This window comes from Streptomyces sp. NPDC057682 (assembly GCF_042799575.1).
In the GTDB taxonomy this organism is placed as follows: domain Bacteria; phylum Actinomycetota; class Actinomycetes; order Streptomycetales; family Streptomycetaceae; genus Streptomyces.
In genome coordinates this window covers 180,944-193,089 of record NZ_JBHVIN010000020.1, presented here as the reverse complement: position 1 = coordinate 193,089, position 12,146 = coordinate 180,944, and the positions used below count along the sequence as shown (strand labels likewise).

Sequence of the window (12,146 nt, the reverse complement as noted above, 5' to 3'; positions counted from 1 at the left end):
GGGGGGCCCCGGCCGGGGTGGGGGCCGGGGGGGCCGGGGGGGGGGGGGCGGCCGCCCGCCCCGGCCGGGCCGTCGCCGGTCTCAGGCGGCCGCCGCGAACTCCCCGGGGGCCGGTACGGCACGGGCCTCCAGATAGCGCAGCACGGCCAGGACCCTGCGGTTGTCGCCGCTGCCGCCGGGGATGCCGAGCTTCCCGAAGACGGCGGCGACCCGTTTCTCCACGGTGCCCTCGGAGATGCAGAGGCGGGCCGCGATCGCGGTGTTGGTGCGGCCCTGCGCCATGAGGGCCAGCACCTCGGCCTCCCGCACGCTGAGCGAGGCGAGGTCCCCGGCCGCCGCGCCGCCCCCGGCGGCCGGATCGAGGGCCCTGCCGCCCGCCGCGATCCGGGCCAGGACGGCGACGACCCGGTCCGCGTCCGTCATCCCGGCCTCCAGCTGATGGCCGAGGCCCGGACCGCCGGCCTCCAGCAGGGCGGCGGCCGCCCGGGGGTCGGGGGTCCGGGACCAGAGCAGCACCCCGGTGCCGGGACGGCGGCGGCGCACCGCCAGCGCGTCCCGGACCGCGTCGCCGCCCCGCGCCGGGGCCGCCGCCGCGGAGACGAGCAGCACATCGGGGCGGTGGGCGGCGGCGAGCGCGGCCAGCGCCCCGGTGTCGCGGCCCGCGGCCACGTGGTGGCCGAGACCGCCGAGCAGCCGGGCCAGTCCGGTCCGCAGGACCGGGGAGGGTTCGGCCAGCAGGAGACGCATGGGGTTCACATCCTTCACCGGGCACCGGGGCGCGGGTCAGCGCGAGCGGTAGCTCTCGGCAATGAGAAACGCGAGGTCGAGGGATTGGCTGCGGTTCAGCCGGGGGTCGCAGGTGGACTCGTAGCGTGCGGCGAGATCGTCGAAGCGCAGTCCGTCGGCGCCGCCCACGCATTCGGTGACGTCGTCGCCGGTGAACTCCAGGTGGACGCCGCCGGGGTGGGTGCCGAGCCCGTGGTGGACCTCGAAGAAGCCGGTGATCTCCTCGACGACGTCGTCGAAGTGCCGGGTCTTGTGGCCGGTGGGCGCCTCGAAGGTGTTGCCGTGCATGGGGTCGCACACCCAGGCCACGGGCGCGCCCTCGGCGGTGACCTTCTCCACCAGGGTGGGCAGCCGGTCGCGGACGTTCCGGGCGCCCATGCGCACGACGAAGGTGAGCCGGCCCGGTTCGCGCCCCGGGTCGAGCCGGTCGATCAGGGCCAGTGCCTCGTCGGCCGTGGCGGTCGGGCCGAGCTTCACGGCGACGGGGTTGTCGATCCGGGAGAAGTAGTCGACGTGGGCGCCGTCGATGTCCCGGGTGCGCTCGCCGATCCACAGCAGATGGCCGCTGGTCGCGTAGGTGCGGCCGGTCTCCGGGTCGGTACGGGTGAGGGCGTCCTCGTAGTCGAGGAGCAGCCCCTCGTGGCTGACGAAGAACTCCACGGCCCGTGCGATGCCGGCGTCGGCCCCGCAGACCTTCATGAAGGTGAGCGCCCGGTCGATCTGGTCGGCGAGTTCGCCGTAGCGCTCCCCGGCCGGGGAGCCGGACACGAAGTCCTGGTTCCAGGACTGGGCCTGGTGCAGATCGGCGTAGCCGCCGGTGGTGAAGGCGCGGACCAGGTTGAGGGTGGCCGCGGCGGCGCGGTGCATCCGCTGGAGGCGGTGCGGGTCGGGGGTGCGCTCCGCGGGGGTGAAGCCGAAGCCGTTGACGGCGTCGCCCCGGTAGGCGGGCAGGGTGGTGGCACCGCGGGTCTCGGTGGGGCGGGAGCGGGGTTTGGCGTACTGGCCGGCCATTCTGCCGACCTTGACGACGGGGACGGAGGCCGCGTAGGTGAGGACCAGCGACATCTGGAGCAGGGTGCGCACCTTCCCCCGTACGGCGTCGGCCGTGGCCTCGGCGAAGGTCTCGGCGCAGTCGCCGCCCTGGAGCAGGAAGGCTTCTCCCCGGGCCACGGCGGCGAGCCGCCGCTTGAGGAGTTCGCATTCGTCGGCGACGACGAGCGGGACGGCCGCGCCGAGTTCGGCGCACACCGCTTCGAGGGCGGCCGGATCGGGCCAGTCGGGCTGTTGTGCGGCGGGCAGTGCGCGCCACAGGTCCTGGTACACCACGGGACTACTCCTCGGTGGGATGAAGGGCGGAAGGGGTCAGGAGACCGGCGCCGGAACGGACCGGCGGACCTGTTCCAGGAAGTTCGCCATCAGCCGCATGCCGCCGACGGTGGTGATGCTCTCGGGGTGGAACTGCACGCCCTCGACGGGAAGTTCGCGGTGGCGCAGCCCCATCAGGGAGCCGTCGTCCTCGGCGTGGGCGGTGGCCGTCAGCGCGGGCGGCAGCGGGTCCTCGACGACGAGCGAGTGGTAGCGGGTGGCGGTCATCGGCGCGTCGAGCCCGGCGAACAGGCCGGTGCCGTCGTGCCGGACCGGGCTCGTCTTGCCGTGCTTGAGCAGACCGGCGACCCCGACCCGGCCGCCGTGGGCCAGGCCGATCGCCTGGTGCCCCAGGCAGATCCCGAGCAGCGGCACCCGGCCGGAGAAGGTGTGCACCAGCTCCACATGGCCGGAGTCCGCCGGATGCCCGGGGCCGGGCCCGAGCACCACGGCGTCCGGGAGGCGGGCGGCGAGCCGCTCGGGCGACTCGGAGCGGGCCCGGACGACGTCGGTCTCGGCGCCGAGACCGCGCAGGTACTGGTCGATGATGTGGGTGAAGCTGTCGTACGCGTCCACCAGCAGGATCCTCACCGGGCACCGCCCTCCCCGGACACGGCCGGCGACGGTTCCTCCGCCGCCGGGGGCGGGGCCAGTTCCTCACCGGTGAGCGCCCAGTACGCGGCGCCCATCTTGTGCAGGGTCTCGCGCCACTCGGCCTCCGGGGAGGAGTCGGCGACGACACCCGCGCAGCTCTGCGTGGAGTAGACCGCCCCGTCGCGCACGATGGTGCGGATGCAGAGCGCGAACTGCCCCCAGCCGCGCACGTCGACGAGGCCGACGGCCCCCGCGTACATCCCGCGCGGCTCGCTCTCCAGGCCCTCGATGATCTCCATGGCGCGGATCTTCGGAGCCCCGGTCACCGTTCCGGCGGGGAAGGTGGCCCGCAGCGCCGCCCAGACGTCGGCGCCCGGGGCGAGCCGGCCCTCCACGGTGGAGACGAGGTGGAAGACGTGGGAGAACTCCTCGACCTCCATCAGCCGCCCCGCGGTCAGCGTCCGCGGCTCGCAGACCCGCCCGATGTCGTTGCGGCACAGGTCGACGAGCATCACGTGCTCGGCCCGCTCCTTCTCGCTGGCCAGCAGCGCGGCGACGCGCCGCCCGTCGGCCCCGGGCTCGCCGCTGCGCCGGGTGGTGCCCGCGATGGGCCGCATCACGAGGCGGTCGCCCTCGATGCGGAAGAGCAGTTCGGGGCTGGCGCCGATGAGCGTGGTGCCGGCGTGCGGGACCAGGTACATGTACGGCGAGGGGTTGCGGTCCCGCAGCCGCCGGTAGGCGTCGACCGGGGTCAGCGGGGTGGTGACGTCGATCCGGTGCCCGATCTGGATCTGGTAGATGTCCCCGACCCCGATGTGCTCCAGACAGCGGGCGGCCCGCGCCAGGAAGGTCTCCCGGTCGGTGCTGTCGCGCACCTCCAGCGGGGCCGGTGCGGCCGGGACGGGCTCCTCGGCCGCCGTCGCGGCGGTACGGGCCGCCGCCACGACGTCGAACGGGGTGGGCGGGGGGAACTCCTCCGCCCCGGCCGAGAAGTGCAGCGCCCGGCCGGTGCGCGTGTCGTAGCGGACGGTGTTGCGGTAGAGCGCGAGCACGCAGTCCGGTCCGGCGGTGCCGTCGCGTTCCGGCAGCTCCTCCAGATGCCAGGCGGTGCCGTAGCCGAGGGTGGCCAGGAAACCGAAGACGTAGTCGTCGGCGGGCTGCGCGGTGTGCAGGGTGAACAGGTTCTGGGCGGCGCCGAGCAGCTCCAGCACCTGGCCGGGCCGCTCGACGCGGCGCGCCCCGGCGGCGGCCGGGCCCATGCCGAGCCCGTCGGCCAGCGCGAGCAGCGCCTCGGCGACGCCCCCGGTCCCGGTGACGGTGACGTGCTCCGGGTGGACGCGGATCTCGGCGAGCCGGTCGTAACCGATCACCGCCGAGGTGCAGTCCTCCTGCGGGCCCTGCGGGGACTCCAGCAGGAAGACGTCCTCGCCGTAGGTCTCGCGCAGCACGGTGAACAGGTCGAGCGGGCGGTGGTCCGGGAGGAGCGTCTCCTCGATGCGTACATGGACGACGGGCGGTCCCGCGGACGGTGACCGGTACCCCGGGGCGGCGGGCGCGACCGGGGTCTCCAGCAGTGTGGTCAAGGCTTCTCTCTTTCCGTGCTCTCGGTCGTGCGGGTGGATCGGGCGGGCCCGGGACCGGCCGCTCAGCCGATGACGTAGCCGTCGGCGTGCCGCAGACCCCGGGAGCGGCGCAGATCGGTGAGGACGAAACTGCGCTGGAGCCAGCGGTCGTTGCCGTCGTAGCGGGGGCGGAACGCGGTCCGGCCGTGGACGGCGACCCGGTTGTCGACGATGGCCAGGTCGCCCGGTTCCAGCAGGGCGGTCCGGGCGGTCAGGTCGAACAGTTCCTGGAGCTCCAGCAGGGCGCGCCCGGCGCGCGGGGTCAGCGGCTCGGTGGCCGCGAAGTCGACGCGGACGTCCGGGTCGTCGGGCGCCCCGAACAGCACGGCGTGCGCCTCGGTGGAGCCGGCGCCCGTACCGAAGGACGGCGGGGCGGCGGTGCGGAACTCCTCGCTGAACAGCGCCTCGCGGCCGTCCGCCGAGAGCAGCGGCAGCACCTGGCGGGTGCAGCCGGTGCGCAGTCCGGCGACCCGCTCGTGGTCGGCGCGCAGGCACAGCAGCATGACGAAGTCGGGGCGGTGCGGGTGGAAGGCGTTCTCGGTGTGGAAGGTGAGCAGCACCGAACCGGCGTTGCCCTGGAAGTCCTCCTGCCCCGGCACCGGGACGACGTCCTGGACGAGCGCGCCGCCCTTCTCGGGCCGGAACGCCGCCGGGTCGCCGAGCCCTCCGGCGACCATCAGCAGCAGCGCGGCGGGCAGCCCCGCGGTGCGCTGCACGGAGCCGGCGGCGGCCGGGGTGGGCGGCAGCTGCGCGGCCCCCACCGGGAGGCCGCGCACCAGAAAGGTGCCGGTCGGGCCCGAGTCACGGCGGAACTCCCGCAGGGCGCGCCGGAGTTCGGCCGGCAGGTCGGACCAGGCGTCCCGGGCCGCGGCGACCCAGTCCCGGTCGTCGACGCGGTCGCCCGCGGACCGTGCGAGGGTCCGGGCCACGTCGGCGACGGCCGGGGCCCGGTGGGTCATGTCGGCCACGGGGATCGTGGCGGCGGTGGAGTGGATGGTCGCTGTCATCGGTGGATCGCCTTCCTGGTGGTGCGGGTCCGTCCTTCGGTGGGGCGGGTGGTTCGCGGTGCGTCGCGCGGCACGGCGGCCTCATGCGGCCGTGCGGCGCGGTGGTTCCTCGGTGTGCGTCGTCGGGCGGTACGGGCTCACGCGGCCCGTGCGTCGGCCGGGGCGGTGCGGTGGTCCGTGGTGCCGGTCCGGTCCGCGATCCCGGCCACCCGGGGCCCGGCGAGGGCCCGGTAGGCGTGCGCGGAGAGCGCGACGGACTGGTCGAGCCGGGCGGCGTTGAACCAGATCTCGTCCTCCTCCAGCAGCGCGGGGTCCACGACCACGTCCAGCTCCGGGTGGAACGAGAACGGCACGATGGAGCCGCTGACGCAGCCCGTGAGCCGTTCCGCGGTGGCCCGGTCGGCGAAGCCCGCCCGGACCCCGCCCGCCACCGCGCACACCGCGCCGAGGTCGACGCGGTGGTCGCCGCGCACCACGGCGAGCACGTACCGCCGCTTCTTGCCCGGCAGGGCCACCCGGATCACCAGGGACTTCGCCGCCTGCCGCAGGGGGTGCCCGCGCAGCAGGCTGGCCAGGTCGGTCGCCCCCTGCGGCGGATGGCCGACGATCCGGTACGGGTGGGGCGCGGACGCCAGCAGCTCCATGAGCCGCGCCCGCGCCCTAGGCGTGGGCACGGGACATCGCCTCGGCCACCGAGCGCGGACGCATGTCGGTCCAGTGCTCCTCGATGTGGGCGAGGCTCTCCGCGTGGCCGCCCTCCTCGCGGGCGACCCGCCAGCCGGCGGGCACCTCGGCGAAGGCGGGCCACAGGGAGTACTGGTCCTCGTCGTTGATCAGCACGAGGTAGCGCCCCTCGGTGTCCTCGAACGGATTGGTCATGACGCACTCGCTTTCCGCCGCACGGACGTCTGCCGTACGGCTGTCGATACTCAGGGGGTCGTGAAGGGGGGTCAGGCGACGGCCTGTTCGGCGACGTCCTGGGTCTCCAGGGCCTCGTTGCCGTAGATGTCCTGCACCCAGTTGCTCTGGTAGACGGTGTCCAGATAGCGCTCGCCCAGGTCGGGCGAGAGGGTCACCGCGGTCGTGCCGAGGCGTTCGGCGTCGTGCTCCTCCAGCCAGGCGGAGGCGCCCGCGACGACGGTCCCGGTGGAGCCGCCGAAGAGGAAGCCGCGCGCGGCCAGCCGGTGGCACATCCGGACGGTGTCGGCCTCCGGGACCAGCACCACCTCGTCGATGTACGCCTCGTCGAGGATCGCCGGACGCACCCCCGCGCCGAGGCCCGGAATCATCCGGGTCCCGGGCGGAGCGCCGAAGGTGACCGAGCCCACGCTGTCCACGGCGACGACGCGCACCCCGGGCCTGCGCTCCTTGAACCAGCGGGCGCACCCCATCAGGGTGCCGGTGGTGCCGGCCCCGACGAAGAGCACGTCCAGGCCGGGGAAGGCGCGGGCGATGGGCGGCGCGGTCCAGCGGTAGTGGGCCCGCCAGTTGTCCGGGTTCATGTACTGGTTGAGCCAGACGTGGCGCGGGTCGGCGGCGCACAGGGCGCGCACCCGGTCCAGCCGCGCCCCGAGGAACCCCTCCTCCGGGTCGGGTTCGGTGATGATGTGGACATCGGCCCCCAGGGCCTCCATCAGCCGCCGCGAGGAGAGGTTGCAGCGGGAGTCGGTGACACAGAGGAAGCGGTAGCCCTTGCTCGCCGCGATCATGCTGAGCGCGACGCCGAGGTTTCCGGACGAGGACTCCACGAGGATCGAGCCGGGTGTGAGGACCCCGCTGCGTTCGGCCGCTTCGACCATGGCCAGAGCGGGTTTGAGTTTGATGGAACCGGAAAAGTTGAATCCCTCGCACTTGAGGAAGAGCGAAGTGCCGAGAACGGACCTCAGATCGATGTAGAGGTCGTCCTCGTTGAATTCCTGCGGAGCCGAGATGATCGGCACGCTGCCTCCCGCGTTCGGGCGTGGACGTGAAGGCGGAAAGGTCAGCCGTAGCGGCTCATGTCATGGAAGAAGCCGTCGACGACCGCCAGTTCCCCCGAGGCGCGCACGGTGTCGTAGACGTGCCTGCCGACCGCGAGGTCGAGGACCCCCAGGCCGAACGGTGAGAAGATCACCGGCCGGTCCGTGGCCGGCTCGACCGCTCCGGTGAGCACGTCGTGGAGGGTGCCGTGCACGAAATCCCTGTTCCCGGTCCGCTGTTCGGCCAGGTGCAGGGAGGTTTGGGCCTTCAGACAGTGCTCGACGTCGTCCACGATGTTGGTGGCGCCGAGCACGACGTCGGGCGACAGGTCACGGAGCGAGATGTGCAGCACGAGGGGGTTGTGCGCGAACCAGGCGCTCTCGGTGACGTGCGGTTCCCCGGCGACGGTCGCGAACACGACGACGTCGCAGGAGCGGATCAGCTTCTCGGCGCTGTCGTGCACGGTGACCGCGCCGTTCGTCCCGGAGCGCTCCAGGTACTGCGCGAAGCCCTCGGCGTGTTCGCGCGAGAGGTCGAAGATGCCCGTCTCGTCGAACTCCCAGCCGGTGCCCGCCAGATACCCGTGCAGATAGCGCGCGATGAGCCCGACGCCGAAGAAGCCGATGGTGCGGGGGCGTTCGCGCCCCCGGGTGAGGGCGTCGGCGGCGAGCGCGGCGGAGGCCGCGGTCCGGGTGGCGCTGATGATGGAGCTCTCCAGGCAGGCCAGCGGGTAGCCGGTCTCCGGGTCGTTGAGGACGAGCACGGCGGAGGCGCGCGGCAGGCCGGCCGCCACGTTCTCCGGGAAGCTCGATATCCACTTCAGTCCGTCGACGGGGGCGTCCCCGCCGATCGAGGCGGGCAGCGCGATGATCCGCGACGACGGCCGGTCGGGGAAGCGCAGGAAGTACGAGGGCGGGTTGACGGTGCCGCCCTCGCCGTGGGTGCGGTAGGCGGCCTCCACGATGTCGACGACGTCCTGGTGCCGGTCGCCGAGGACGCGGTGGACCTGGGCTCCCGGGATCACGGCGAAGGTGGGACTGGGTGTCATGCGGGGCTCTCCCGTGGGTGCGGACGGTGGTACGGAGGTCAGTGGGGGTCCATGACGTGCCCGGGGAGCCAGGCCGGGTTGCCGAGGATCACGACGATCTCCCGTTCGCCCCGGTACTCCTCGCGGCTGTGCGCCATGCGGATGTTGTCGACGAGCAGCACGTCGCCCGCCTGCCAGGGCTCGCGCCGGGTGGCGTCCCGGTAGGCGTCGTTGACCGTGGCGATCTCCTCGGCCGGGATCGGGGTGCCGTCGCCGTACGCGGTGGTGAAGGGCAGCGAGTCGGGCCCGTACACCTCGGTCAGGTACTCGCGGACCATCGGGTCGAGGGTCAGCTCGTTCAGGAAGGCGATCTGGTTGAACCAGAGCGGCGTCCCGCTGACCGGGTGCTCGCGGACGGCGGAACGGCGCTGGCGGGTGCGGAGCGCGCCGTCGTCCAGCCAGGTGTGCTCGATGCCGGCGGAGGCGCAGTAGGCGGCGACCCGGTCCGGGTCGTCGGTGCCGAAGGCCTCGGTCCAGGCGACGCCCACCTCGCGGTAGGTGCGGGTCAGCTGCCAGCCCTCGCGGGCGAAGCGGTCGACGAGCCCGGCGGGCAGGGCGCGCAGCACCTCGTGGGCGTCGGCGACCGCGGTCGCGCCGCCCTCCGCCGGGGCGGTGAGGCAGCCGAAGAGCGCGAGGGCCGGCACCTCGGCGGCGTAACTCAGCTCGTGGTGCATGCACATCGGCTCGTCCGGCGGCCATTCGGAGGAGCCCTGGACGCCGGGGCGGTAGCGGCGGCGGGCGGCGAAGCGCTCGCGCTCCTCCATCGGGTCGACGCCCAGCGCGCGGGCGACGGCCTCGACGGCCTCGGGCGAGTCCACGGCCAGGCCGCGCAGCAGCACGGCGCCGTGCTCCGCGACGGCCCGCAGGACGGTGGTGCGGTGCTCGGCGGCCCAGCCGGCCGCGTCGTCGGGGGCCGGGACGCGCACCACGGCGACCTGGCCGGGCGGCGGCGCCGGTACGGGACCGTGGCCGGTCTCCGCGGTGGCTTCGAGTACGGACGTCATCTCTGCGGGTCTCCCTCGGTGACGGGTTGCGCGGGTGTCGTACGGCCGGGTCTCAGCCGGCGGCCGCGGCGGGAACGGGGGCGGGGGCTGCGGCGGCCGCGCGGTCGGCCCGGCGCCGGTCCAGCAGGGCCGCCAGCTCGTGCAGGACCGGGGTGCCGGCCAGTTCCCTGACCGTGACCAGCCGTTCCAGGGCGATCGCGAGGCGCACGGCGGTCAGCGAGGTGCCGCCGATCTCGAAGAAGTGGTCGGTGCGGCCGATGCGTTCGACGGGCACCTTGAGCACCTGCGCCCAGAGCGCGGCGAGCCCGGCCTCGCTCCGGGTGCCCGGGGCGAGGTGCCCGGCGTCCGCCGGGGTGTCCGGGCCGGTGAGGGCGCCCTCCGCCTCGCGGCCCAGGGTCGTGCGGTCGGTCTTGCCGTTGGCCGTCAGGGGCAGCGCCGGGCGGTGCTCCAGCCGGGCGGGGACCATGTAGGAGGGCAGGGTCTCGGCGAGCCGGGCCCGGATGGTGTCCGGGCCGGGGGCGTCCGCGCCGGTGTAGTACCCGACGAGGGTGCGGGCCTCGCCCCGGCCGGCCGCGACCACCGCGCCGTCGCGCACCCCGGCGACCTCCAGCAGCCGGTTCTCGATCTCGCCGATCTCGATCCGGAAGCCCCGGATCTTCAGCTGGGCGTCGCGCCTGCCGTGGAACTCCAGCCGCCCGTCCGGCATCCAGCGCCCGAAGTCGCCCGAGCGGTAGAGCCGTTCGCCGGGCCGGTGAGGATCGGGCATGAACGCGGCCCGGCTGCGCACCTCGTCGTTCACGTACCCGCGCCCGACGCACACCCCGGAGAACACGATCTCGCCGGGCGAGCCCAGCGGCACCGGCCGGAGCCGTTCGTCGACGACGTACACCCGGACGTTGCGCACGGGCCGGCCGAGCGGCACGGAGGGTCCCTCCGGGGCGCGCCGCATGACCTCGTGGTTGGTGTCGTCGCACGTCTCGGTCAGTCCGTACGCGTTGCACAGGACGACCCCCGGGAAGGAGGCGAACCAGCGCTCGGCCAGCTCCTTCTTCAGCGCCTCGCCGGTCGCGGAGACCGCGCGCAGCGCGGGCAGGGCGGTGCGGCCGTCCTCGCCCAGGAAGGTGAGGAGGACTTCCAGATAGGACGGGACGAGCTGGGCGACCTCGACCCGGCCGGCCCGCAGCGTCTCGACGCACCGGCCCACGTCCAGGATCGCCTCCTGGGGGACGAGGTGCGTGGTCCCGCCGGTCACCAGCGCGGCGACCAGCTGCCACAGCGAGATGTCGAAGCACTGCGGCGCGGTCTGGGCGACGACGGTGCCCTCGGTGATGCCCAGGTCCTCGATCTTGGCGAGCAGGTGGTTGACGAACCCGGCGTGCTCGCAGACCGCGCCCTTGGGTTCGCCGGTGGAGCCGGAGGTGAAGTAGAGGTACGCGGCGGCGTCGGCGCGGACCGGGAGGCCGGGGTCGGTGTCGGGTGCCTCGTCCGGCAGCGCGTCGAGGTGGGTGACCACGGGCGCGGTCCCGGCCTCGGCGACGGCCCGGTCCAGGGCGGGGCACGCCCCCCGGGTGGTGAGCACGGTGTGGCAGCCGCTGCGGGTGAGGACGGCGGCGATCCGGGCGGCGGGGAAGTGCGGCTCCACGGGGAGGTAGACACCGCCCGCCTTGAAGACGCCGATGACGGCGGCCAGCCAGTCCAGATCGCGTTCGGTGACGACGGCGACGACGTCCTCGTCCCACAGCCCCTCGTACCGCAGGGACCAGGCGATCCGGTTGGCCCGCGCGTTCAGCTCGGCGTACGTCAGCGCACGGCCTTCCAGCACGGCGGCGACGGCGTCGGGGCTGGTCCGCACCCGCTCCTCGAAGAGCTCGTGGAACCGGCGGTCGGGCAGCTCCCGTTCGGGCCCGGCCAGGTCCTCGGTCTGGTGGCGGACCTCGGCGGCGGAGAGCAGGGACCGTGCGCCGTGCGGGGCGTCCGGGTCCTGGGCGGCGCGCTCCAGCGCGGTCAGGTAGTAGCCGGCGATCCGGGCGGCGGCCGACGCGTCGAGGGCGTCGGCGCGGTGGCGCACGACGAGGTCGCCGCCGTCCGTCCGGACGTCGAGGACCGTGCCGGCGGGCACCGGTGCGGTGGCGTCGCCCCCGGGGAGGGTCACCAGGGCGTCGAAGAGCGGTCCGTCCCCGGTGGCGGCGGGGACGGCGTCCGCGTACCGGGCGAGGGCGGCGGCGCCGTCCCGCGCGGTGGCGAGGAGTTCGCCCCAGGTGCCGTCCCCGGTGTGGAGCCGGACCGGGAGGGCATCGTGGCCGGGCTGCCGGCAGCCGGTGACGGTCTCGCTGTCACCGGTCAGGGCGGCGACCACCTTGGCGTGCGCCGCGAGGAGCGCGGGGCCCGTGACCGGGATGCCGTCGAGAGGCGCCCGGTGCTCGACGGGGTCCGCCGCGCCGCCGTCCGGGCGGGCGTCGGCGGCGTTCCAGCGGGGCAGCGGGGTGAAGCCCCCCGCGCCCAGCACACCGCGCCAGTACTCCCGGCCGGCCTCGCCGGCCTTGTCGTCCGCGCACCGCTTCACCTGCGTGCCTCCGCTCGACGTACCCGTCAGTTCCGTGAGCCGACGGCCGACTTCACGTTGATGACGGGAACACTAGGGAGGGGCCTTATCGGGGGAGTATCGGATCTTTCTCACCGGCCGTGACGGCCGGAAGGAGCCGCGGAAGGGCGTGCGGACACC

At 74.4% G+C, this 12,146-nt stretch carries 11 protein-coding genes; all 11 read right to left on the bottom strand.

From position 1 onward, the window contains the following. Positions 1 to 81: 81 nt before the first annotated feature. The gene (locus tag ACFVDM_RS31705; protein ID WP_383648433.1) at positions 82 to 747 is read right to left on the bottom strand and encodes a response regulator transcription factor; all 666 of its coding nucleotides are present in this window, start codon (positions 745 to 747) and stop codon (positions 82 to 84) included. A gap of 36 nt (positions 748 to 783) precedes the next feature. Then, positions 784 to 2,112: a class II 3-deoxy-7-phosphoheptulonate synthase gene (locus ACFVDM_RS31700; RefSeq protein WP_383648430.1), complete on the bottom strand. Its 1,329-nt coding sequence runs from the start codon at positions 2,110 to 2,112 to the stop codon at positions 784 to 786. A gap of 36 nt (positions 2,113 to 2,148) precedes the next feature. Next, positions 2,149 to 2,742 (bottom strand): anthranilate synthase component II, encoded by a 594-nt coding sequence (locus ACFVDM_RS31695; RefSeq protein WP_383648428.1) that lies wholly within the window; start codon positions 2,740 to 2,742, stop codon positions 2,149 to 2,151. After that, positions 2,739 to 4,328, bottom strand: a complete 1,590-nt coding sequence (locus ACFVDM_RS31690; RefSeq protein WP_383648426.1) for an anthranilate synthase component I family protein — start codon at positions 4,326 to 4,328, stop codon at positions 2,739 to 2,741. The genes ACFVDM_RS31695 and ACFVDM_RS31690 overlap by 4 nt, the downstream gene beginning before the upstream one ends. A gap of 62 nt (positions 4,329 to 4,390) precedes the next feature. After that, on the bottom strand, positions 4,391 to 5,326 hold the full coding sequence (locus ACFVDM_RS31685) for a TauD/TfdA family dioxygenase (RefSeq protein WP_383648474.1): 936 nt from the start codon (positions 5,324 to 5,326) through the stop codon (positions 4,391 to 4,393). A 185-nt stretch (positions 5,327 to 5,511) separates the two neighbouring features. Continuing rightward, entirely contained in the window at positions 5,512 to 6,018 is a 507-nt protein-coding gene (locus ACFVDM_RS31680; RefSeq protein ID WP_383648472.1) for a YbaK/EbsC family protein, read from the bottom strand. A gap of 16 nt (positions 6,019 to 6,034) precedes the next feature. Then, entirely contained in the window at positions 6,035 to 6,253 is a 219-nt protein-coding gene (locus ACFVDM_RS31675) for an MbtH family protein (RefSeq protein WP_383648424.1), read from the bottom strand. Between the two features lie 71 nt (positions 6,254 to 6,324). Further along, on the bottom strand, positions 6,325 to 7,314 hold the full coding sequence (gene sbnA, locus ACFVDM_RS31670) for a 2,3-diaminopropionate biosynthesis protein SbnA (RefSeq protein WP_383648422.1): 990 nt from the start codon (positions 7,312 to 7,314) through the stop codon (positions 6,325 to 6,327). Positions 7,315 to 7,355: 41 nt separating this feature from the next. Beyond that, the gene (gene sbnB, locus ACFVDM_RS31665) at positions 7,356 to 8,381 is read right to left on the bottom strand and encodes a 2,3-diaminopropionate biosynthesis protein SbnB (protein WP_383648419.1); all 1,026 of its coding nucleotides are present in this window, start codon (positions 8,379 to 8,381) and stop codon (positions 7,356 to 7,358) included. 38 nt (positions 8,382 to 8,419) lie between these two features. After that, complete coding sequence (locus tag ACFVDM_RS31660) at positions 8,420 to 9,424, bottom strand: TauD/TfdA family dioxygenase (protein ID WP_383648415.1); 1,005 nt, start codon at positions 9,422 to 9,424, stop codon at positions 8,420 to 8,422. Between the two features lie 52 nt (positions 9,425 to 9,476). Further along, positions 9,477 to 11,987, bottom strand: coding sequence for a non-ribosomal peptide synthetase (locus tag ACFVDM_RS31655; RefSeq protein ID WP_383648411.1), 2,511 nt, complete (start codon positions 11,985 to 11,987; stop codon positions 9,477 to 9,479). Between the last annotated feature and the right edge of the window lie 159 nt (positions 11,988 to 12,146).